This is a genomic window from Pseudolabrys sp. Root1462 (assembly GCF_001426945.1).
Taxonomy (GTDB): domain Bacteria; phylum Pseudomonadota; class Alphaproteobacteria; order Rhizobiales; family Xanthobacteraceae; genus Pseudolabrys.
Genome location: NZ_LMFS01000001.1, coordinates 1329749 through 1352733 on the forward strand (window position 1 = coordinate 1329749; position 22985 = coordinate 1352733).

A 22985-nucleotide genomic window follows, 5' to 3' on the forward strand; every position below is an offset into this window, starting at 1 on the left:
TTGGGGGGCTCCTGCGCCCTTGCCTTGATCCCCGGCCTCCGGTAGCAGTCGAGGACGGCTAACCGCCGGCCGGCGCACAGCCCGCCGGCGCCCTGGCGCAGCGGATTATGCCGCTACGCCAGCGAGTTGCGGGTGTAGCTCAATGGTAGAGCAGCAGCCTTCCAAGCTGAATACGAGGGTTCGATTCCCTTCACCCGCTCCAATTTTTTCAATCGCCTAGTCCGCGTTAGGCCGCCGCGTTGATACTCACGGGGCTGTTGGGGTTGCCGGGCGTCAGTCGCGCGACACCGACAGTCCAGAGAGAAGCGGAGCATACGCGGCGAGCTTGCGGGATACGAACTCGGTGAAGAGCTGCACGCGCTTCGTCTTGCGTGTCTCTCCCTGTGTGAGAAGCCAGGCCGTTCCGTACATGTGCAGCTCGGTGCCCGGCACCCTCACCAGCAGAGGGTCGGCATCGCCAATGAAACACGGCAATGTCGTGATCCCGAGCCCTTGCCGGACCGCCGCGAGTTGCGCCTCGGCGTCCGTGGTCCTGAACGGAACTCCTCTGGTGCGTACCTCGCCCTCGCTGGCCCAATCCGGAATGCCATGAACGCTGATGACAATCCACCGGATGGGATCGGGCGCACCCGCACGCCATGCGGCCAGTCGATCGCGGGAGATGTAGACCGCGCCGAACACCTCCGGTCCCTTCAGGCCGTGAAGATTGAGCGGCAGGGTTTTGCGGTCGTAGACGACGCGGATCGCGACGTCGGCCTCCCGGTTTGTCAGATTTGCCAGCTCGCCGGACGACAGGATTTCCATCTCGATGTCCGGATGCAGACGCGCGAAATCGGCGAAGTCCGGCATAAGCAGGTGCGTCGCGAAGGGCGGTGCCAGCGTCACGCGCAGAAGCCCACGTACGCTCTGATCGCGACCGAAAACGCGCGTCTCGAGCTGGTTCGACGACGTTTCCATCTGGTTCGCGAGTTCGAGGACCTCCTCGCCCGCCGCCGTCAGGCGGTAGCCGGAAGGCAGCTTTTCGAACATCTGCGCACCGAGGTGTTCCTCGAGCTGAGCGATGCGTCGCAGCACGGTTGAGTGATTCACACCGAGGCGTTCGGCGGCGGCCCGTACGGAGCCTCCGCGCGCGACGGCCAGAAAATAACGAATGTCGTCCCAGTCCATGATGGTGCGTGCCCGCACCGCTTGGTGCCGTTCAAAGCCCTTTCTAGCACGTCAGGACGAGATAGGGACCAAATTTCAGCGTGCCCAGCGCGTAGCCGGTTGAATTTCGCACCACCGATGTGCGTGGTTCCGCACTCAAAGCCACACGCCTCAAGTCCCATCTTGCGGTCTCGGGGCCAGCCCGAACAATCAAGGACGGACAGAGAAATCATGGGAAAGCTAGACGGTAAGGTTGCAGTCATCACGGGTGGATCGAGCGGCATGGGGCTGGCGAGCGCCAAACGGTTCGTTGAGGAAGGCGCGTACGTTTTCATTACCGGTCGTCGACGGGAAGTGCTCGATGAGGCGGTCAAGCTGATCGGCCGGAACGTGACGGCCGTGCGCGGCGACGCGTCCAATCTAGACGACCTCGACCGCCTGTTCGACACGGTCCGGCGTGAAAAGGGCAAGATCGACATCCTGTTCGCGAGCGCCGGCACCGGCGAAGCCGTGCCATTGGGCGAGATTACCGAGCAGCATTTCGACGCGACGTTCGGCCTGAACACGCGCGGCACGCTATTCACGGTGCAAAAGGCGTTGCCGCTGTTCAACGATGGCGGATCGATCTTCATGACCGGGTCCGTTGCCTCGCTGAAAGGTTTTCCCGGTTACAGCGTGTATGCCGCGAGTAAGGCAGCGTTGCACGCATTCGCACGCGGGTGGCTCAACGAGCTGAAGGGCCGGAATATCCGGGTGAACGTGGTGCACCCGGGCCCGATCGCCACACCGATGCAGGACCAGGTTCTCACCCCGGAGGCGAAGCAGATGTTCGAATCCCTGATCCCGCGGGGAACGATGGGACGTCCCGAGGAAATTGCGACGGCTGCGCTGTTCCTTGCTTCGGACGATTCCAGCTTCGTGAATGGGCTGGAGTTGTCTGTCGATGGCGGCTTCTCGGCGATCTGAATCCGCGCCGGATGGCAGAATTGGCTGATCGGCCGGCTATCCAAGCAAAGGTCGCCGCACAGCAGAACGGATGACCCGGCGTCGTTGAAGGCCGGGGAATCAATGTCCGTAAACGTCGCAGAGCATTAAGAGCCACCCGTGCTCGTCGAATGCTCAAATGCATAGGAAATCCCAATGTACGATAAATCGAAGCAATCCGAGTTGATCCGGTTCGCACGAGTCGAAGCCGGCGCCACCGTCATCGACGTTTACCCGGGCGATGGCGACTGGACCCGTCTCTTCTCGGACGTCGTGGGACCCGGAGGACGGGTCTATAGCTTCGTGCCGGCCGAGGTCGCCCATTTCAAGAACGATCCGGTCGGCCGCATGCGGACGCTTGCGAGGGAGCCAGGCCGCGAGAATGTCGAAGCCGTCTCGGCTGATCTCATGACCATGCCGGAGGTCACGCAGCCGGCCGATGTCGTGTGGTTGCACCTATTCTATCATGATCTCCACACCGCGTTGATTCAGGGCAGGGGCGCAACGGCGGCCCGCTTCAATAGAGCTGTGTTCGAGCGGCTGAAGCCCGGCGGATCCTATGTCATCGTCGACCACGCCGCCGTCGCAGGGGCGGGTACGAGCGACGCCCAGTCGCTGCATCGGATCGATCCCGCGTCCGTTCGCGAGGAGGTGGAGGCGGTCGGCTTCATGCTGGAGGCGGAAAGCACCATGCTCGCGAACAAGGACGATCGGCACTCGATCAAGGTGTTCGATCCCTCGATCAAGGGTCAGACCGATCGCTTCGTCTATCGTTTCGTGAGGGTCTGACAGGTCCCGGCACCGCTTCGGCGCTTCGATACGCCGGCATTGAACAAGATCGCCAATCCGAAGCCGGCGAGACGGCGGCGCCTCTGGCGCTGAAATACGCCGATCTCAAGCACGGTTTCGGAAGCGATCGAAATTCGAAGCCCGGCTGCGGGGGGAGACAGCCGGGCTTTCTTGATCACGCACACGCGGGACCAACGCATAGACCGGAACGGGGTCGCCGGTACTATGCTAGCGGCTGTCGCCGATCCGTTGTCGAGGAAGGTTCCAGTACCTGCGGTCCGCGCGCCTGATCGCGCTGGCCTGTCTTGGCAGCCTCGATGATCCGCCTGGCGATAAGTTCGCGCGCCGTATCGGCGGTCGCCGGCTGGCTCAGCGAGCTGCACGCCTCATCGAATGCCGCGCCTATGGCGTGGGTTGCGTTGTCGTCGAAGTAGAAATTGTCGGTCGAAGTGGATCTCATGGAAGCCTCCCGTATGACGGGCGGGGAGCACTACACGTCTCTCAGTCACCGAAGCCCAAAGGTGTGCCGGCGATGGGTCAATCTGCAACGCCGGGAAAACGATAACTGTACTATAAAGACCACTTTTCAGATTATTACGGCGATGGACTGCGTGAAATCCGCGGCAACTTGCCACGCGTTCGTGATGGTACAATTGCCGCCGGGAACCGGCGGGCTTGTTTGAGCGTGCGCAAAGGCGCATCAATAAAGCGGCGCGGCATCGCGCCTAGTTGAATACCTCTGGACAAAGTGATGAGGCCATCATGGCGCGCTCTCGGAAATCCGGTCCGGTCAAGCGGCCAGGTTCTGTCAAACGACGCAGCAAATCGAAGTCGCCAGCCGACAAGGCGCTGTCGTTCAACCCGGCGATGTTTCTGGCAACGGCGGCGCCCGGCCGGGAAATTTCCGAATACTCGAAGAACGATATTATTTTCTCGCAGGGCGACGATGCAGACTCCGTCTTTTACATCAAGAAGGGGAAGGTCAAGGTCGCCGTCTTGTCGAAAGACGGAAAAGAAGCGGTGATCGCGTTGCTCGGGCCGGACGAGTTTACCGGAGAGGGCTGCCTGATCGGACAGACCAAGCGTTTGTCGACGGCAACGGCGTTGACGGAATGCGAGGCCATGCGGGTGACGAAGGCCGAGCTGCAGCGCGTTCTTCATGAGGAGCCGACGTTCGCCAAGATGTTCGTCGCGCATGTCCTGACGCGCAATGCTCGCGTCGAGGAGGACCTAGTCGATCAGCTCTTCAACTCGACGGAAAAGCGGCTGGCGCGCATGCTGCTGCTGCTGGCCAACTTCGGCAAGGAAGGCCGGCCCGAGCCGATTCTCGCCAAAATCAGCCAGGAGACTCTGGCGGAGATGATCGGCACGACGCGCTCCCGCGTCAGCCATTTCATGAATAAATTCAGGAAACTTGGCTTCATCAATTACAACGGGCACCTTGAAGTGAATAGCTCCCTTCTGGGAGTGCTTCTGGCCGACCAGCCGCGCACGGTTGGCCCGGGTTGAGTCTCGGATCGTTCTTTGATGACATTACTTTTGACGCCGGCCCGCCAGCGAGAGACTGATTGCCGTACATGACGTCCTCCGCAGGAAACATCCGCCCCGTCCTCGATCACGTCGTCGTCAATGTTCGGTCCCAGCTCGACGACGCCGTGGCGCAATTCAACCGGCTCGGCTTTCAGCTTACCGAACGTGGCCATCATTCGCTCGGTTCGAGCAACCATCTCGCGGTGTTTCGTGAAGGCTATCTCGAACTGCTCGGCTTCATGCCGGGCAACGAGGGCAAACGACCCGACCTGATGGCGCATCCGGCCGGGCTGACGGGGCTCGCCTTCAAGGCTGAGGATCCGGCGCGGGTCTATGCGACGATGCAAGCCCGCGGCGTGCCGGTGAAGGAGCCGATGTCGTTCCAGCGGCCGGTGACGGCGCCCGACGGTTCGACAGCGCAGGCGCGATTCACCGTCATCGTCATGCCGCCGGAGGTGGTGGCCAACGGCCGCACATTCTTCTGTCACCATCACACGCCGGAGCTGGTGTGGCGGCGCGAGTGGCAGACGCACCGCAATGGCGCGGTCGGCGTCGCCGAATTCGTCATCGCCTCGAACGAGCCGGCGCGCACCGCGGCGCTCTATGAAGCGATGTTCGGTCCCGGCCTGACCACACCGGTTTCCGGCGGCCTGTCGTTCAAGGCCGCAGCCATGACGGTTCTCATCTTGCGGCCGGACGCCGTCGCCGAGCGCTACTGCGGCGCTGCGCTGGTCAGTCCGGATGGGTCTGACCGCATGGTGGCGCTCGGTATTGCCGTCACATCGCTTGCGGCGCCGCGCGCGGTGCTGGACGGCGAGGGCATTCCCTATGCGTCGCTGCCCTCGGGCGGCATCGTCGTGCCGCATGCCGACGCCGGCAACGTTGCGCTCGCCTTCGTTGAGCGCGGGTGACGGGACAGGCTGCGGGCCGACGCGCGCCATCGACAGGGCACGGCGTACGGGTCGGCCGTCGCATTGGAGCAATGACGCCGCCGCCATTGACCCCGGCTTCCGCCGCGGCCTATCGAGATACTCCCGCCGCTTCCGCTCGCTTCGAAAGGTTCGCCATGGCCTTCATCAATCCGTCGCCCTTCACCACGCGGCCCGAGATCGAAGGCACCTTCGGCGTCGTCGCCTCGACGCACTGGATTGCGACCGCGGTCGGCATGTCGATCCTGGAGAAGGGCGGCAACGCCTTCGACGCCGGCTGCGCCACGGCCTTCACGCTGCAGGTGGTCGAGCCGCATCTCAACGGTCCGGGCGGCGACGTGCCGGTCATTTTGCACGATGCACGCCGCGACAAGACCGAAGTGATCTGCGGGCAGGGCCCGGCACCGGCGGGCCTGAGCATCGAACATTGCCGTTCCCTTGGCCTCGATCTCGTGCCCGGCACCGGCCTGCTGGCCGCCTGCGTGCCCGGCACCTTCGACACCTGGATGCGGCTGTTGCTCGACTACGGCACCATGACCCTGGACGAGGTGCTGGCGCCGGCGATCTCTTACGCGCGTAACGGTCATCCGCTGGTCGAGCGGGCGAGCGCCACCATCGACACCGTCAAGGATCTGTTCCGCGAGCACTGGCCGACCTCGGCCGCGGTCTACATGCCCCACGGCAATGTGCCGGCGCCTGGCACGATGTTCACCAACACCGTTTTCGCGGGCACCTATGAGCGCATCATCCGCGAGGCGAAAGCCGCGGGCGGCGGTCGCGAGCAGCAGATCGAAGCGGCCCGCAGGAGCTGGTCGCAAGGCTTCGTCGCCGAGGCGATCGACCGTTTCTGCCGCACGCAGGCGGTGATGGACGTCACCGGCGAACGCCATCACGGCGTCCTCAGCGGTCAGGACATGGCGACGTGGCAGTCCACCGTCGAGGAGCCGATCAGCTACGACTACGGCCGCTACCGGGTGCTCAAGGCCGGGCCGTGGACGCAAGGCCTGGTGGCGTTGCAGCAACTGGCGCTGCTCAAGGGCTTTGAACTGAGCAAGCTCAAGCCGACCGATCCCGAGTTCGTCCATCTGATCGTCGAAGCCTCGAAGCTGGCTTTCGCCGATCGCGAGGCGTTCTACGGCGATCCGAAATTCGTCGAGGTGCCGGTCGAGACCTTGCTGTCGGACGCTTATAATAAAGAGCGCCGCGCGCTGATCGGCGAGCGGGCGTCGATGGAATTGCGGCCGGGCACCATCGAAGGCTTCGGCGGCAAGGTCGATGCCCGCGTCTCCAGCGCCGAGCGCGTTGCGGTCGGCGCCTCGGGCGCCGGCGAGCCGACGGTCGGCCGTCTCGGGCAGGTGCGCGGCGACACCGTGCATTTCGACATCGTCGACAAGGACGGCAACATGATCGCCGCGACGCCGTCGGGCGGCTGGCTGCAGAGTTCGCCGGTCATTCCCGAACTCGGTTTCTGTCTCGGCACCCGGGCGCAGATGTTCTGGCTCGACCCGAGCCATCCCGCGGCGCTTCTGCCGGGCAAGCGGCCGCGCTCGACCTTGTCGCCGTCCATGGCGCTGCGCGACGGCAAGCCCTACCTGGCCTGGGGCTCGCCCGGCGGCGACCAGCAGGACCAGTGGATTCCGCAGTTCTTCCTGCGCCACGCCGACTGCGGCATGAACCTGCAGGAGGCGATCGACGCCCCGGCCTGGCACAGCGAGCATTTCCCGCAATCGTTCTGGCCTCGGCAGTCGCGGCCCGGCGTGCTGGTGGTGGAGAACCGGCTGCCCAAGGCCACGATCGACGAGTTGCGCCGGCGCGGCCATATCGTCGAAGTCGGCGACGACTGGTCCGAGGGGCGCCTGGTCGCGGCCTCGCTGGATGGGGTCAGGCGCCGGGCGGCGGCCAATCCGCGCGGCATGCAGGGCTATGCCGCCGGCCGGTAAGGCGGCGGGGGCGGCAGGTGCGGATTCGGCCGGCAGCCCCCGGTCTGTGCCTGAATCCGGCCCGAATCCTGTCCGTTTCTGCCCTTGCAAAGCCGCGCACGATCATGCATGAAGTCGCGGCGGCGGACCCTTCTATGGTCCGCCGCTTCCGCTTCCGGAGGGGTGTAGCTCAGCTGGTAGAGCACCGGTCTCCAAAACCGGGGGTCGCGGGTTCGAACCCTGCCGCCCCTGCCAAGGCGGCCCGGCTTCTTTCCCGGCTTTTCGAGCCGGATTGAGCCGGCCCCTTGCAGGTCCAAACGGAAACGGTTGTCGGGCGAGGGAATAGAGCGGCAATTTCGCTCCCGCATACTTAGATACTTCGGCGTCACTGGATGAAACAGGCCGCCACGACTTGATGTTAGGATTGAACTGAATGGCAACGTCTCCGTTCAAGTTTCTTCAGGAAGTGCGTGAGGAAACGCGCAAGGTCTCGTGGCCTTCGCGCAAGGAAACAATGATCACGACCGCCATGGTGTTCGTCATGGTCGCCGTCGCGTCGATATTCTTCCTGGTTGCCGATCAAGTGATCCGGCTGGCCGTGACCTTCGTCCTTGGTCTCGGCGGCTGATAGCTCAAGGCCATTGCAGCAATGAACGATACCGCCACCACCGCCACGACGCGCCCGAAGCGCTGGTACATCGTGCACGCCTACTCGAATTTCGAGAAGAAGGTTGCCGATTCGATCCGCGAACAGGCCAAGCAGCGCGGCCTCGAGGACCACTTCGACGAAGTGCTGGTCCCGACCGAAACCGTCACCGAAATGCGGCGCGGCCGCAAGGTGAACTCGGAACGCAAGTTTTTCCCCGGCTATGTGCTGGTGAAGATGGCGCTGACCGACGAGGTCTTCCATCTCATCAAGAACACGCCGAAGGTCACCGGCTTCCTCGGCGCCGACAACAAGCCGATGCCGATTTCGGATGCCGAGGCGACGCGCCTCCTGCAGCAGGTGCAGGAAGGCATCGAGCGGCCGAAGCCGTCGGTGTCCTTCGAGGTCGGCGAGAACGTGCGCGTGTCGGACGGCCCGTTCGCGTCGTTCAACGGCGTCGTCGAGGAAGTCGACGAAGCGCGTTCGCGCGTCAAGGTCGCGGTGTCGATCTTCGGCCGCGCCACGCCGGTCGAACTGGAATTCGGTCAGGTCGAAAAGGTCTGATCGTTGCGAGGCGGCCGGGATCGCCCCGGCTGCGACAAGCCAGATGTGGAAGGTGAGGCGGCTTAGCCGGCTGTCAAAAACCGCACCACTAACGGAGAGAGAGTATGGCTAAGAAAGTCACTGGATTCCTCAAACTGCAAGTGCCTGCCGGCGCTGCCAACCCGTCGCCGCCGATCGGTCCGGCGCTGGGTCAGCGCGGCCTCAACATCATGGAGTTCTGCAAGGCGTTCAACGCGCAGACCCAGAAAATGGAAAAGAACATGCCGATCCCGGTGGTCATCACGACCTACCAGGACCGCTCGTTCACCTTCGAACTGAAGACCCCGCCGGTGTCCTACTTCCTCAAGAAGGCCGCCAAGCTTGAATCCGCGTCGAAGACGCCGGGCCGCGACATCGTCGGTTCGGTGACCAAGGCGCAGATCAAGGAAATCGCCGAACAGAAGATGAAGGATCTCAACGCCAACGATATCGATGCGGCGATGAAGATGATCGAAGGTTCGGCCCGGTCCATGGGTCTCAAGGTGGCGGAGTAAGGGTCATGTCAGGCAAGCGCACGACTGAAATCAAGAAGGGCATCGATCCGGCCAAGGCTTATCCGATCACGGAAGCCGTCAAGCTGGTCAAGGAACGCGCCAAGGCGAAGTTCGACGAAACGATCGAGGTCGCGATGAATCTCGGCGTCGATCCTAAGCACGCCGACCAGATGGTCCGCGGCGTCTGCAACCTGCCGAACGGCTCGGGTCGTACCGTGCGCGTCGGCGTGTTCGCGCGCGGCGCCAAGGCGGAAGAGGCCAAGGCGGCCGGTGCCGACGTTGTCGGTGCGGAAGATCTCGTCGAGATCGTCAACGGCGGCAAGATCGACTTCGATCGCTGCATCGCCACGCCGGACATGATGCCGCTGGTCGGCCGTCTCGGTAAGGTGCTCGGCCCACGCGGCATGATGCCGAACCCGAAGGTCGGCACCGTGACCATGGACGTCGCCGGTGCGGTGAAGGCTTCGAAGGGCGGCTCGGTCGAGTTCCGCGTCGAGAAGGCCGGCATCGTTCAGGCCGGCGTCGGCAAGGCGTCGTTCTCGGAAGAGAAGCTGGTGCAGAACATCATGGCGTTCGTCGATGCCGTGAACAAGGCGAAGCCCGCTGGCGCCAAGGGCACCTACATCAACCGGGTCGCGGTCTCCTCGACCATGGGCCCGGGCGTGAAGGTCGATACTTCGACTCTCGCGGCGCCGAAGGCGTAAGCGATACCGCAACGCGGTATCTGGAAATTGGAAAGGCCGGACCTCGCGTCCGGCCTTTTCATTTGCGGCCTGCCTCAATTGACCGAATCACAGGCCGGTGCATTCTTCGCACAGGCTGTGAGGATCCGGGGCGTGCTGGGCTACTTCAAGCGTGAGACCTACAAGGATGTCGAGCTGGTGCGGATGTCCAACGGGGACTATTGCCTCGTTCGCCCGCTTGGCTTGGTCCCCGGCGGCAAGGGGATGCGCCATCAGGAAAACCTGTTGCGGCTGACGCCATCGGGCATCGCCTCGAAGCTGTGGGCGGTGCTGCGTCATCGTTTCAGCGCCGCGCTGGTGGCCGAGGCGACGCGCGAACTGGCGCGTCAGCCGATCGCCGCACGGCGGTCCGATCATTCCGGCGGCGCTCAATAGCCGCGACGGCGAGACGAACGCCGCATCATCCGCTTACGCTTCGGCCCAGCTGATCTGCGCCGGCTGTCGCGCGACCGCGGCCGGGAACGCGACCGGATGGCCGACGATGATCGGCGCGACGGGCATATAAGAAGCGGGAAGCTTCACCGCAGCCTTGCCCTCCGGCGTGCCGAGCCAGGATTGGGCAAAGCCGATCCAGCACGAGCCGAGACCGCGTCCGCGCGCCGCCAGCATCAGATTCTGCGCCGCCAGCGTGCAATCGATCGTCGCCCATGGGCCTTCGCTGCGGCTCGAAATCACGATCAGCGCCGGCGCGTGATAGAAAATGTGGAAGGTCTGGTCCGACAGAATCTCGCTGAAATGATGCGACAGCAGGCCGGCCGGCGTGGTGCGCAGTATGTGCGCCTTGGCTTCCTGCGAGATGCGGTCGAGCAGCGGCTGGCCGCGCACCACCGTGAAGGTCCACGGCTGCTCGTTCATCGCGCTCGGCGCCTGGATCGCCGCGTCGATCAGCGCGCGGATTGTGGCGTCGTCAACGGCGTCGGGTTTGTAGGCGCGCACGGCGCGGCGCGTGGCAATCGCTTCGTTGAGGTCCATGGCTCGGCTCCGCACATCTGCCGACGGGAAGCTTCGTCAGTAGCAGGAGCGGCGTCGCACCATCTTGAGCGACATCAAATCGCGCGGGAAGGCGGCGCGGCTCAGGCTTTCTTCGCCTCGGCGCTCGCCATCTCGCGCATCGGCGCCCGGCTGAGTTCGTTGCCGGCGTCGATCGCCTTGCGCATCAGGCGCATCAATTCCTTGCCTTCTGCCGCCGTCAACCCACGCATCATTGAACGCTGCGCGGCCTGAACCGCGGGTTCGACTTGCCGCAGCATTTTGTCGCCGGCCGCTGTGATCGAGAGTTCGTGGGCGCGGCGATCGCGCGGGCTTGGCGTGCGGACGACGAGTCCCTTTTGCGCCAGCCGGTCGATGACGCCCGTGATGGTGGTGCGGTCATAGGCGATGGTCCCGGCGAGCGTCGCCTGGTCCATCCCCGGATGAGCCGCGATCGCCACCAGCGCGGCATACTGAACCGGTGTCAGATCGAATCCGGCTTCCTCCATCTCGGCATGAAACACGGCGACCGCGATCTGCTGGAAACGGCGGGCGAGGTGCCCCGGTTTATCGTTGAGATCCTTCACCCGATCCTCCTGCCGCTATTTGACAAGCATACTGATCATCAGCATACTTCGCAATAAGCAAAGCGCGAGCCTTCGGGGAAGGCCGGGGAGGTGACATGCAATTCCATCTCAATGGTTTCGAGCCCGGCGATCCGGAGATCGCCGATACGGCGCAGCGCTATCCGGAGTCTGGCGCGAAAGGCGCGTTGCCCGCGGAAGTCGATGTTCTTGTCGTCGGCTGCGGCCCGGCCGGTTTGACGCTGGCCACGCAACTGGCCGCCTTTCCCGACATCAAAACCGTCATCGCCGAACAGAAGACGGGCCCGCTGCTGCGCGGCCAAGCCGACGGCATCGCCTGCCGCACCGTCGAAATGTTCGAGGCCTTCGGCTTCAGCGAGAAGGTTCTGAAGGAGGCGTGCTGGATCAACGAAACCACGTTCTGGAAGCCCGACGACCGGCAGCCCGCGAACATCGCGAGTTCCGGCCGCATTCAGGACGTCGAGGACGGCCTCTCCGAGTTTCCGCATGTCGTGCTCAACCAGGCGCGGGTGCATGATTTCTATCTCGACGTCATGCGCAAATCGCCGGCGAAGCTCGAGCCGCATTACGCGCGGCGCCTGATCGATCTTCACATCGACACAGCCGGCAACGACCCTCATCGCGTCACCGCGCGCTTTGAGCGCGTCGATGAAGCGCACCAAGGCGAGATCGAAACCATCAAGGCGCGTTACGTCGTCGGCTGCGACGGCGCACGCAGCCAGGTGCGCAAATCGATCGGCCGCACGCTCGAGGGCGACTCGGCCAACCACGCCTGGGGCGTTATGGATGTGCTCGCCGTGACCGATTTTCCCGACGTGCGGATGAAGAGCCTCATTCAGTCGGCTGCCGACGGCAGCATCATCATCATTCCGCGGGAAGGCGGCTATCTGTTTCGCATCTATGTCGAAATGGACAAGCTGGATGAGGGTGAACGGGTGGGCAATCGTAACATCGCTGCCGATCAGGTCATCGCCGCAGCGCGTCGCGTCTTCAAACCCTATACGCTCGACGTCAAGGAGGTCGCATGGTGGTCGGTCTACGAGATCGGGCAGCGGCTGTGCGACAAGTTCGACAACGTCGAAGACGGTGCGGCGGATGAACTGCCGTGCGTGTTCATCGCCGGCGACGCCTGTCACACGCACTCGCCGAAGGCCGGGCAGGGCATGAACGTGTCGATGCAGGACGGCTTCAATCTCGGCTGGAAGCTGGCGTCGGTGCTGCGTGGCCGCGCCAAACCCCAGTTGCTGCACACTTACTCCGGCGAACGCCAGGCGGTGGCCAAGGAACTGATCGACTTCGATCGCGAATGGGCGAAGGTGATCTCGTCATCGAAGGGCGCGGATCCCGCCGAGACGCAGCGCTACTTCGTCCAGCACGGCCGTTACACCGCCGGCACCGCGACACGCTATCGTCCGGCTTTGCTGACCGGCGAGCCGACGCACCAGCATCTCGCCAAGGGCCTGACCATCGGCACACGGTTCCACTCAGCGCCGGTGATTCGCGTTGGCGATGCCATGAAGATCGAGCTTGGTCACACCGTGAAAGCCGACGGCCGCTGGCGGCTGTTCGCCTTTGCGCCGAAGGGCGATGCCGGACAGGCCGGCGGCCGGCTTCGCGCGCTGTGTGACTTCCTCGCCACGGCGGCGGAGTCGCCGATCAGGAAGTACACGCCGGCCGGCGCCGATATCGACGCCGTTTTCGACGTGCGGGCGATCGTGCAGCAAGGCCACCGCGATGTGGCGATCAATGCGATGCCGCCGTTGCTGCTGCCGGCGAAGGGCAAGTTCGGGCTGCGCGACTACGAAAAGGTTTTCGCACCGGATCTCAAGGGCGGCCACGACATCTTTGACATGCGCGGCGTGGACCGCGCGCAGGGCTGCCTAGTTATTGTGCGTCCGGACCAGTATGTCGCCCATGTCTTGCCGATGCATGCATACGAAGAGCTTGCGACATACTTTGATGGCTTCATGTTGACGGCCTGATCCGGCGCATGGGTCAGTGACGTTGACGCATCGCTATGCAAATTTGCTGCGTGAGTCCCGCAGCCGTTGCGAAATTGTCGTAACTTGCCGAGCGCCGTGAAATTTTTTTCTGTGCTTCGATCGTGTCGACTCTGTTGTCATCATCCGCCGAAGGTCTGACGAAAATCTGTCGACCTCTGCCTTGTTCTTGGCTTCTCCCTCCCTAGATCGATTCCACTTGTCGCCCCGCGGGGGTGGCGGGCTTCGACTTTCTGTTCCGGTGGGAACGACAGGTGCGATGTCTTTGACGAAAGGCATCCTTGGAGGGGTCTATGGCGGCTTTCTCGATCAAGGTGAATGGCAAATCCCATTCCGTCGATGTACTACCCGATACTCCGCTGCTTTGGGTGTTACGCGACAATCTGCAATTGACCGGCACCAAGTTCGGTTGCGGCATTGCCCAGTGCGGCGCCTGCACCGTGCAAATGGATGGCAGCCCGTTGCGGTCCTGCTCGATGCCCGTGTCCGGCGTAGGCGACAGCGAAATCACCACGATTGAAGGCATGGCGGGTCCGGAAACGGAGGCCGTGCAGAAAGCCTGGGTCGCGCGCGAAGTGCCGCAGTGCGGCTATTGCCAATCCGGGCAGGTGATGAGCGCGGTCTCGCTGCTCCAGTCGGTCAAGGAGCCGACCGACGAGGACATCGATCTCGCCATGAACGGCAACATCTGCCGTTGCGCGACTTATGTCCGCATCCGCGCCGCCATCCACGATGCCGCGAAGACCCTGAAGGGCTGACGCCATGACAATTCATCAGACCGATCTGTCGCGCCGTTCCATCCTCAAGGCGGCTGCGGGCCTCACCATTGCATTCTATTTGCCGCCGCTGGCCAAAGCACAGACCGCAGCGGCGCCGGCCGGCCCGTTTGCGCCGAATGCCTTCGTGCGCATCGGCACCGACAACACCGTGACCGTGTTGTCCAAGCACATCGAGATGGGGCAGGGCCCGTACACCGGTCTCACCACCATCGTCGCCGAAGAGCTCGACGCCGATTGGGCGCAGATGCGCGTCGAGGGTGCGCCCGCGAACAACAAGCTCTACAACAACCTCGCCTTCGGCCCGATCCAAGGCACCGGCGGCTCCAGCGCGATTGCCAACTCGTTCGAGCAACTGCGCAAGGCGGGGGCCAGCGCCCGCGCCATGCTGGTGCAGGCGGCCGCCGAGCAATGGAAGGTGCCGGCCGACGCGATCACGGTGACCAAGGGCGTCGTCAAGCATGCGGTGTCGAATCGTCAGGCCACGTTCGGCGAACTGGCGCAGGCGGCGGCGAAGTTGCCGGTGCCGACCAATGTGACGCTGAAGAAGCCGGAAGACTTTACGCTCATCGGCAAGGAAGGCGCGATCACCCGCCTCGATATTCCCGACAAGACCAACGGCAAGGCGCGCTTCACCATCGACATCAACGAACCGGGGATGCTCACCGTGCTGGTCGCGCATCCGCCGCGGTTCGGCGGCAAGGTCGCCAGCTTCGACGATGCCGAGACCCGCAAGATCCCGGGTGTGGTCGATGTGAAAGCGCTGTCGTCCGGCGTTGCCGTTTACGCCAATGGCATGTGGCCGGCGATGAAGGGCCGCGAGGCCTTGCGCGTGACCTGGGACGAGAGCGCGGCGGAAAAGCGCGGCACCCCTGAATTGCTCGCCGAGTATCGCGCGGCGGCGGACAAGACCGGCATCATCGCTGGCCGTGAAGGCGATGCGGTCGGTGCCCTGGCCAAGGCCAGCGCAAATTCGGCGGCAAAGGTCGTCAAAGCCGAATACGTATTCCCGTATCTCGCCCATGCGCCGATGGAGCCGCTCAACGGCTTCATCAATTGGGATGGCGAGCGGGCGGCAGCCAAGTATGGCTGTCAGTTCCAGACCGTGGACCAGGGCGCCATTGCCAAGGTGCTTGGCCTCAAACCTGAGCAGGTGACGATCGACATGCTGCTCGCCGGCGGCAGTTTCGGTCGCCGCGCCCAGGCGACCGCCGAACTTGCCATCGAACTTGCGGAAGCTGCCAAGGCCATCGGTCCGAACAAGCCGATCAAACTGGTGCGCACGCGCGACGACGATATTCGCGGTGGCTATTATCGTCCGATGTTCCTGCATCGCATGAAGGGCGCGGTCGAGAACGGCAAGATCGTCGCCTGGAGCGACACCGTCGTCGGCCAGTCATTCATGGCGGGCTCTGCGTTCGCCGGCATGATCAAGGACGGCGTCGACCCGACGCAGGTCGAAGGCTCGAACGAACTGCCGTATACGGTGGAGAACTTCCAGTGCGATCTGCATACCGCCGATGTCGGCGTGCCGACGTTGTGGTGGCGCTCCGTCGGTCATACCCACACCGCTTATGCGGTCGAAAGCTTCATTGACGAATTGTTGCAGGAGGCCGGCAAGGACCCGGTCGCCGGCCGGCTCGAACTGATGACCAAGGACAAGAGCAAGCGTCTCGCCGGTGCGCTGAAGGCCGTTGCCGAACTCGCCAAGTGGAACGGGCCCGAGGTCGGCAACGGCCGCGCACGCGGTGTGGCGGCGGTGGAGAGCTTCGATACCTTCGTCGCGCAGATTGCCGAAGTGTCGATCGGCAAAAATGGCGAGCCGCGCGTGCATAAAGTCTGGTGCGCGGTCGATTGCGGCGTTGCCGTCAATCCGGACGTCATCCGCGCGCAGATGGAAGGCGGCATCGGCTTCGGCGTCGGTCACATTCTTTATGCGGACCTGCCGCTCGACGGCGGCCGCGTGGTGCCGAAGAACTTCGACTCGTACCGGTCGTTGCGCATCAACGAGATGCCGGAGGTCGAAGTCGTCATCGTCAAGTCGAGCGAAAAGCCAACCGGCGTCGGCGAGCCCGGTGTGCCGCCGGTCGGTCCGGCGATTGCCAATGCGATGGCGCGGCTCGGCGTGCAGCGTCCGCGCAGCCTGCCGATGGTGCCGGCCGGGAGGAATGCCTGATGCGTTCGTCGGTGATGTATGCCGCCGCTTTGATCGTCGGCGGTCTTTGCGCGGCGGCGCCCATGCTGGTCGCGACCAATGCGGTCGATCGCGCGGTCGCCGCTACGGCCAAAGACGGACTTGAGCCGGTCGAGAGCTTTAACGCGATCAAGGACCAGCGCGCACGTTCCGTGGCGCTGTTTGAAGAGGCGGGCAAGGTCATCCAAAGCCCGCGCTGCCTCAATTGCCATCCGGCCGGCGATCGCCCGACGCAGACCGAGGCCATGCGGCCGCATATCCCGCTGGTCGTGCGCGGCCCCGATGGTTTCGGCGCCGAAGGCGGCCTGCGCTGCGGCACCTGCCATCACGCCACGAACTTCGACCCCGCCAATGTTCCGGGCCACCCGGAATGGCACCTCGCGCCGATCGAAATGGCCTGGCAGGGCAAGTCGCTTGGGCAGATCTGCGAGCAGCTCAAGGATCCGAAGCGGAATGGCGGCATGGATATGGCCGCCCTGGTCCACCACATGGCCGAGGACAGCCTCGTCGGCTGGGGCTGGCACCCGGGCGGGGACCGGAAACCGGCGCCGGGAACCCAGGCCGAGTTCGGCCAGCTGTTCAAGGCGTGGGTCGAGAGCGGGGCAGTCTGCCCCGGTTGAGGGCCGCAATTTCCCCCTTGGCAACCCCGGCCAAAGGGACTAAACCAACCCCCGAGGGCGTGCCGGCCCATTTGTCGGCACGCCTTTGCGCGTCTCTCAAACTCAGTGGTGAACGGACAGCATTCCTTTTAGAGAGCCATATTGGTCATCTGGAAGGGGCTAACCGGCGTCATTTGAGCTTGCGAACGCGGACCTGTCCAAGACTGCCGGTGCCGATGGCCTCAGGGCCTGACGCTTAATCCCTCCTAAGGGGGCCAGCACAGACGGGGATGAGACCCGAATTTGCCCGGTCGCAAGGCCGAGCCAAGACGGTTCGAACCTCGGATACTGACGTTCGCGAAAGCTGCGTCAGGGGCAGGCTTCATGGTTGTCCTGCCTGACTGCGTCCACTCGTGGCGCCGATAGCGGGATGGCCGGATGTAACCCGGCGGTTCCCGCAACGTGCGGAAGCCGCCAAACCGGAAAGAGCTTGCAGTGGATCGAGCGGCAAAAAAAGAGTCCATCACCGAGCTGTCCGAGGTCTTCAAGACTTCGGCTGTCGTCGTGGTGGCTCACTATGCCGGCCTCACCGTCGCCCAGATGCAGCAGCTGCGCAGGCAGATGCGGCAGGCTGGCGGTTCGGTGAAGGTCGCTAAAAACCGTCTCGCCCAAATCGCTCTCAAGGACACCGACGTCGCTTCGATCGCGCCCCTTCTGAAGGGGCCGACGGTTCTTGCTTACTCCAAGGACCCGATCGCAGCGCCGAAGGTTGCAACCGATTTTGCCAAGGCGAACGAACAGTTCGTCATTCTCGGCGGATCGATGGGCAAAACTGCCCTGGACCAGAACGGTGTGAAGGCGCTCGCCTCGCTGCCGTCGCTGGACGAACTGCGTGCCAAGATCCTCGGCCTCCTCGTGGCGCCGGCGACCAAGATCGCGCAGCTCACCAACGCTCCCGCGGCCAAGGTCGCGCGCGTTGTCCAGGCTTATGCCTCCAAGGGCGAAGCGGCCTGACGGCCTACTCCAACAACCCAACTGGTTCGAACCTAATAGGAACTGAAAAATGGCTGACCTGCAGAAGATCGTCGACGACCTGTCGAGCCTGACCGTCCTCGAAGCGGCGGATCTGGCGAAGATGCTGGAAGAGAAGTGGGGCGTTTCGGCTGCCGCCGCTGTTGCGGTTGCCGGCCCGGCCGGCGCTGGCGCCGGCGCTGCTGCCGCTGAAGAGAAGACCGAGTTCACGGTCGTTCTCGCCTCGGCAGGCGACAAGAAGATCGAAGTGATCAAGGAAGTGCGTGCGCTCACCGGCCTGGGCCTCAAGGAAGCCAAGGACCTGGTCGAAGGCGCGCCGAAGACCGTCAAGGAAGGCGTTGCCAAGGACGAGGCCGAGAAGATCAAGGCCACGCTCGAAAAGGCCGGCGCCAAGGTCGAGCTCAAGTAACCGCAGGTTACTCGAGCGACATCCCCGGGCGCGCGTCAGCGAGGCTTGGGGATCGCTACAAGCTTAGATCCCCGGACGGGCGCGAGCCGCGCCCGGGGGTCGCAAAACGCTGAAGGCTGCTTATCTACCGGAGGTGTATGGTTCCATGGGAGCCACCATTTCCGACAAAAACACTCGATATTCCTAAGGCTTAGAAGCCTCGCGGATGTCGGATCGGCAAGCGGCACCGGCCCCTTTTTGATCGGGGCTGCACGCTGGCAAAACGTGAGCCGCCCGCAAGAGTGGTCACGACGAGACTGACTTGAACGTTTCGACGGTTCGGTAACTGGGCTTCGGCCTCAGGGTTCCGAATCGCATAGAAGAACCGGGTAGCCCCCGACGCCTGTCCTGATTGCCGCGATGGAATGCGGCTTTTCGGAGAGGCGCCCGCGCTTACCCCCGAAAACATACGAGAGAAAACAAACGATGGCGCAGACGTTCACCGGTCGCAAGCGCGTACGCAAATTTTTCGGGTCCATCAAAGAAGTTGCGGAGATGCCGAACCTCATCGAGGTTCAGAAGGCATCCTATGATCAGTTTCTGATGGTCAACGAGCCGGAAGGCGGCCGCCTCGACGAAGGGCTCCAGGCCGTATTCCGCTCGGTGTTTCCGATTTCGGATTTCTCCGGCGCGTCGATGCTCGAATTCGTCAAGTACGAGTTCGAAGCTCCGAAGTACGACGTCGACGAGTGCCGCCAGCGCGGCATGACCTTCGCTGCGCCGCTCAAGGTGACGCTGCGTCTCATCGTGTTCGATATCGACGAAGAGACGGGCGCCAAGTCGGTCAAGGACATCAAGGAGCAGGACGTCTACATGGGCGACATTCCGCTCATGACGTCGAACGGCACCTTCATCGTCAACGGCACCGAGCGCGTCATCGTCTCGCAGATGCACCGTTCGCCGGGCGTGTTCTTCGATCACGACAAGGGCAAGACCCATTCGTCGGGCAAGCTCTTGTTCGCCGCCCGCATTATTCCGTATCGCGGTTCCTGGCTCGACATCGAGTTCGACGCCAAGGACATCGTCTATGCGCGTATCGACCGCCGCCGCAAGATTCCGGTGACGTCGCTGCTCTATGCGCTCGGCCTCGACGGCGAGGAAATCCTGCGCACCTTCTACAAGCACGTCACTTACAAGCGCACCAAGGACGGCTGGCGCGTGCCCTTCGATGCCAACCGCATGAAGGGCTACAAGGCGATCAACGATCTCGTTGACGCCGACACCGGCAAAGTCGTGGTCGAAGCCGGCAAGAAGCTCAGCGTGCGTCAGGCCCGCCAGCTCGCCGAAAAGGGCCTCAAGGCCCTGCGCATGACCGACGAAGAGCTCATCGGCCACTACATCGCCGAAGACCTCGTCAACACCAAGACCGGCGAGATCTACCTCGAAGCTGGTAGCGAGATCGACGAGAAGAACCTCAAGGTTCTGATCGAAGCCGGTTACAAGGAGCTGCCGCTCCTCGACATCGACCACGTCAATGTCGGCGCCTACATCCGCAACACGCTGTCGGTCGACAAGAACATGACGCGTGAAGACGCGCTGTTCGACATCTACCGCGTCATGCGTCCCGGCGAGCCGCCGACGGTCGACACCGCGGAAGCGATGTTCCGTTCGCTGTTCTTCGACTCCGAGCGCTACGATCTTTCGGCAGTCGGCCGCGTCAAGATGAACATGCGTCTCGAGCTCGACGCGCCGGACACCATGCGCGTCCTGCGCAAGGAAGACATCCTGTCCGTCATCAAGACGCTCGTGGACCTGCGCGACGGCCGCGGCGAGATCGACGACATTGACAACCTCGGCAATCGCCGCGTGCGTTCGGTCGGCGAGCTCATGGAGAACCAGTACCGCATCGGTCTGCTGCGCATGGAGCGCGCGATCAAGGAGCGCATGTCGTCGGTCGATATCGACACCGTCATGCCGCAGGACCTGATCAACGCCAAGCCGGCGGCTGCCGCGGTGCGCGAGTTCTTCGGCTCCTCGCAGCTCTCGCAGTTCATGGACCAGACCAACCCGCTCTCGGAGATCACCCACAAGCGCCGTCTCTCGGCGCTTGGCCCGGGCGGTCTGACCCGCGAGCGCGCCGGCTTCGAAGTCCGCGACGTGCATCCGACGCATTACGGCCGCATCTGCCCGATCGAAACGCCGGAAGGCCCGAACATCGGTCTGATCAACTCGCTCGCGACGTTCGCGCGCGTGAACAAGTACGGTTTCGTCGAGACGCCGTACCGCAAGGTCAAGGACGGCCGCGTCACCGACGAAGTCATCTATCTGTCGGCGGTGGAAGAGGGCCGTTATTCCGTCGCTCAGGCCAATGCCTCGATCGATGCCAAGGGCAAGTTCACCGAAGAGATGATCATCTGCCGTGGCGGTTCGAACCGTGACGTTCACCCAATCCCGCGGGACAAGGTGGACTTCATGGACGTGTCGCCGAAGCAGCTCGTTTCGGTCGCCGCGGCGCTCATCCCGTTCCTCGAGAACGACGACGCCAACCGCGCGCTGATGGGCTCGAACATGCAGCGCCAGGCGGTGCCGTTGGTTCGCGCCGAGGCGCCGTTCGTCGGTACCGGCATGGAAGGCGTCGTCGCCCGTGACTCGGGCGCATCGATCGCCGCGCGCCGCGCCGGCATCATCGACCAGGTGGACGCCACCCGTATCGTCGTGCGCGCCACCGGCGAGACCGACCCGACCAAGCCGGGCGTCGATATCTACCGGCTGATGAAGTACCAGCGCTCGAACCAGTCGACCTGTATCAACCAGCGTCCGCTGGTGAAGGTGGGCGACCGCGTCGAGAAGGGCGACATCATCGCGGACGGTCCGTCGACCGACCTCGGCGAACTCGCGCTCGGCCGCAACGTGCTGGTCGCGTTCATGCCGTGGAACGGCTACAACTTCGAGGACTCGATCCTTCTTTCCGAGCGCATCGTGAAGGAAGACGTGTTCACCTCCATCCACATCGAAGAGTTCGAAGTGATGGCGCGTGACACCAAGCTCGGTCCGGAAGAAATCACCCGCGACATTCCCAACGTCTCGGAAGAGGCGCTGAAGAATCTCGACGAAGCGGGCATCGTCTATATCGGCGCCGAAGTGCACGCCGGTGACATCCTCTGCGGCAAGATCACGCCGAAGGGCGAAAGCCCGATGACGCCGGAAGAAAAGCTTCTGCGCGCCATCTTCGGCGAGAAGGCTTCCGACGTTCGCGACACCTCGCTCCGCGTGCCTCCGGGCGTGCAGGGCACCGTCGTGGAAGTCCGCGTCTTCAACCGTCATGGTGTCGAGAAGGACGAGCGCGCGCTCGCCATCGAACGCGAGGAGATCGAACGTCTCGCCAAGGACCGCGACGACGAGCAGGCGATTCTCGACCGTAACGTTTACGGCCGTCTCGCCGAACTGCTCGAAGGCCGCCAGGGCATTGCCGGCCCCAAGGGCTTCAAGAAGGACTCCAAGATCACCCGTGCGGTGCTCGACGAGTACCCGCGTTCGCAGTGGTGGCAGTTCGCCTCGCCGAACGACAAGCTGATGGCCGAGATCGAAGCGATCCGGAAGCAGTACGACGAGTCGAAGAAGCTGCTCGAGCAGCGCTTCCTCGACAAGGTCGAGAAGCTGCAGCGCGGCGACGAACTTCCGCCAGGCGTGATGAAGATGGTCAAGGTCTTCGTCGCGGTGAAGCGCAAGATCCAGCCGGGCGACAAGATGGCCGGCCGTCACGGCAACAAGGGCGTGGTCTCGCGCATCGTTCCGATCGAGGACATGCCGTTCCTCGCCGACGGCACGCATGTCGATATCGTGCTCAACCCGCTCGGCGTGCCGAGCCGCATGAACGTCGGGCAGATCCTCGAGACGCATCTGGGCTGGGCTTGCGCCGGGCTCGGTCTCAAGATCGGGCAAGCGGTCGATCACTACAACTCAGCCAACGGCAAGCACGACTCCAAGCCGCTCAAGGAGATGCTCAAGAAGGTCTACGGCGATGACGAGACGATCAAGTCGCTCGACGAGGACGGTCTGATCGAACTCGGCACCAACCTGCGTCACGGCGTGCCGATTGCGACGCCCGTGTTCGACGGCGCCAAGGAAGCCGACATCGAAAGCATGCTCGAGCTTGCTGGGCAGAACCAGTCGGGTCAATCCGTCGTGTTCGACGGACGTACCGGCGAAGCTTTCGATCGTAACGTCACGGTCGGCTACATCTACATGCTGAAGCTGCACCATCTCGTGGACGACAAGATCCACGCGCGTTCCATCGGTCCGTACTCGCTGGTCACCCAGCAGCCGTTGGGCGGCAAGGCGCAGTTCGGCGGCCAGCGTTTCGGCGAAATGGAGGTCTGGGCGCTCGAGGCTTACGGCGCCGCCTACACGTTGCAGGAAATGCTGACGGTGAAGTCGGACGACGTCGCCGGCCGAACCAAGGTGTACGAGGCGATCGTGCGCGGCGACGACACGTTCGAAGCGGGTATTCCCGAGTCGTTCAACGTGTTGGTCAAGGAAATGCGTTCGCTTGGCCTCAATGTCGACCTGTACAACTCCAAGGCCCCGAGCCACGGCACGGGACCGACGGCGGAAGCCGCCGAATAACAAGTGCGATTGC

General features: G+C 63.5%; 21 protein-coding genes and 2 tRNA genes. 19 read left to right on the forward strand and 4 right to left on the reverse strand.

Features of this window, described 5'->3' with window-relative positions:
* Positions 1–128: 128 nt before the first annotated feature.
* A tRNA-Gly gene (locus tag ASD45_RS06370) sits at positions 129–202 on the forward strand.
* 71 nt (positions 203–273) lie between these two features.
* Here the strand turns inward: ASD45_RS06370 and ASD45_RS06375 are convergent.
* Positions 274–1170, reverse strand: coding sequence for a LysR family transcriptional regulator (locus ASD45_RS06375; protein WP_056912625.1), 897 nt, complete (start codon positions 1168–1170; stop codon positions 274–276).
* A gap of 207 nt (positions 1171–1377) precedes the next feature.
* Between ASD45_RS06375 and ASD45_RS06380 the strand changes: the two genes are divergently transcribed.
* Both ASD45_RS06380 and ASD45_RS06385 read left to right on the forward strand, forming a co-directional pair.
* The gene (locus ASD45_RS06380; RefSeq protein WP_056910718.1) at positions 1378–2112 is read left to right on the forward strand and encodes an SDR family oxidoreductase; all 735 of its coding nucleotides are present in this window, start codon (positions 1378–1380) and stop codon (positions 2110–2112) included.
* Positions 2113–2286: 174 nt separating this feature from the next.
* Positions 2287–2919: a class I SAM-dependent methyltransferase gene (locus ASD45_RS06385; RefSeq protein ID WP_056910719.1), complete on the forward strand. Its 633-nt coding sequence runs from the start codon at positions 2287–2289 to the stop codon at positions 2917–2919.
* A 223-nt stretch (positions 2920–3142) separates the two neighbouring features.
* Here ASD45_RS06385 and ASD45_RS06390 read toward each other — a convergent pair whose 3' ends face one another.
* Positions 3143–3379, reverse strand: coding sequence for a hypothetical protein (locus ASD45_RS06390; protein WP_056910720.1), 237 nt, complete (start codon positions 3377–3379; stop codon positions 3143–3145).
* Between the two features lie 407 nt (positions 3380–3786).
* Between ASD45_RS06390 and ASD45_RS06395 the strand changes: the two genes are divergently transcribed.
* From ASD45_RS06395 to ASD45_RS06435, 9 genes are all read left to right on the forward strand, one after another.
* Positions 3787–4428: a Crp/Fnr family transcriptional regulator gene (locus tag ASD45_RS06395; RefSeq protein WP_056912626.1), complete on the forward strand. Its 642-nt coding sequence runs from the start codon at positions 3787–3789 to the stop codon at positions 4426–4428.
* Positions 4429–4496: 68 nt separating this feature from the next.
* On the forward strand, positions 4497–5360 hold the full coding sequence (locus ASD45_RS06400; RefSeq protein WP_056912627.1) for a VOC family protein: 864 nt from the start codon (positions 4497–4499) through the stop codon (positions 5358–5360).
* Positions 5361–5515: 155 nt separating this feature from the next.
* A complete protein-coding gene (locus ASD45_RS06405) occupies positions 5516–7318 on the forward strand; it encodes a gamma-glutamyltransferase family protein (RefSeq protein WP_056910721.1) in 1803 nt (600 codons plus the stop codon).
* Between the two features lie 158 nt (positions 7319–7476).
* Positions 7477–7552: transfer RNA gene (locus ASD45_RS06410), tRNA-Trp, on the forward strand.
* Positions 7553–7730: 178 nt separating this feature from the next.
* Entirely contained in the window at positions 7731–7925 is a 195-nt protein-coding gene (secE, locus tag ASD45_RS06415; protein ID WP_056910722.1) for a preprotein translocase subunit SecE, read from the forward strand.
* 21 nt (positions 7926–7946) lie between these two features.
* Complete coding sequence (gene nusG, locus ASD45_RS06420; RefSeq protein ID WP_056910723.1) at positions 7947–8507, forward strand: transcription termination/antitermination protein NusG; 561 nt, start codon at positions 7947–7949, stop codon at positions 8505–8507.
* A gap of 104 nt (positions 8508–8611) precedes the next feature.
* Positions 8612–9040 (forward strand): 50S ribosomal protein L11, encoded by a 429-nt coding sequence (gene rplK / locus ASD45_RS06425; protein WP_056910724.1) that lies wholly within the window; start codon positions 8612–8614, stop codon positions 9038–9040.
* A 5-nt stretch (positions 9041–9045) separates the two neighbouring features.
* Positions 9046–9744 (forward strand): 50S ribosomal protein L1, encoded by a 699-nt coding sequence (gene rplA / locus ASD45_RS06430; protein WP_056910725.1) that lies wholly within the window; start codon positions 9046–9048, stop codon positions 9742–9744.
* Positions 9745–9771: 27 nt separating this feature from the next.
* Complete coding sequence (locus tag ASD45_RS06435) at positions 9772–10158, forward strand: hypothetical protein (protein ID WP_210168890.1); 387 nt, start codon at positions 9772–9774, stop codon at positions 10156–10158.
* 33 nt (positions 10159–10191) lie between these two features.
* Here ASD45_RS06435 and ASD45_RS06440 read toward each other — a convergent pair whose 3' ends face one another.
* Together ASD45_RS06440 and ASD45_RS06445 are read right to left on the reverse strand one after the other, a co-directional pair.
* Positions 10192–10755: a nitroreductase gene (locus ASD45_RS06440; protein WP_056910727.1), complete on the reverse strand. Its 564-nt coding sequence runs from the start codon at positions 10753–10755 to the stop codon at positions 10192–10194.
* Between the two features lie 101 nt (positions 10756–10856).
* On the reverse strand, positions 10857–11339 hold the full coding sequence (locus tag ASD45_RS06445) for a MarR family transcriptional regulator (RefSeq protein ID WP_056910728.1): 483 nt from the start codon (positions 11337–11339) through the stop codon (positions 10857–10859).
* 95 nt (positions 11340–11434) lie between these two features.
* Between ASD45_RS06445 and ASD45_RS06450 the strand changes: the two genes are divergently transcribed.
* The 7 genes from ASD45_RS06450 (at position 11435) to rpoB (ending at position 22972) form a co-directional block, all read left to right on the forward strand.
* Positions 11435–13339 carry an FAD-binding monooxygenase gene (locus ASD45_RS06450; protein WP_056910729.1) on the forward strand — a complete coding sequence of 635 codons (1905 nt, stop codon included), beginning with the start codon at positions 11435–11437 and terminating at the stop codon, positions 13337–13339.
* Positions 13340–13650: 311 nt separating this feature from the next.
* Positions 13651–14115 carry a (2Fe-2S)-binding protein gene (locus ASD45_RS06455; protein ID WP_056910730.1) on the forward strand — a complete coding sequence of 155 codons (465 nt, stop codon included), beginning with the start codon at positions 13651–13653 and terminating at the stop codon, positions 14113–14115.
* A 4-nt stretch (positions 14116–14119) separates the two neighbouring features.
* A complete protein-coding gene (locus ASD45_RS06460) occupies positions 14120–16309 on the forward strand; it encodes a xanthine dehydrogenase family protein molybdopterin-binding subunit (protein WP_056910731.1) in 2190 nt (729 codons plus the stop codon).
* 62 nt (positions 16310–16371) lie between these two features.
* Entirely contained in the window at positions 16372–16947 is a 576-nt protein-coding gene (locus ASD45_RS06465) for a hypothetical protein (RefSeq protein ID WP_056912628.1), read from the forward strand.
* Between the two features lie 474 nt (positions 16948–17421).
* Positions 17422–17940, forward strand: coding sequence for a 50S ribosomal protein L10 (gene rplJ / locus ASD45_RS06470; RefSeq protein ID WP_056910732.1), 519 nt, complete (start codon positions 17422–17424; stop codon positions 17938–17940).
* Positions 17941–17989: 49 nt separating this feature from the next.
* Entirely contained in the window at positions 17990–18367 is a 378-nt protein-coding gene (rplL, locus tag ASD45_RS06475; protein WP_056910733.1) for a 50S ribosomal protein L7/L12, read from the forward strand.
* A gap of 465 nt (positions 18368–18832) precedes the next feature.
* Entirely contained in the window at positions 18833–22972 is a 4140-nt protein-coding gene (gene rpoB / locus ASD45_RS06480; protein ID WP_056910734.1) for a DNA-directed RNA polymerase subunit beta, read from the forward strand.
* Positions 22973–22985 lie beyond the last annotated feature (13 nt).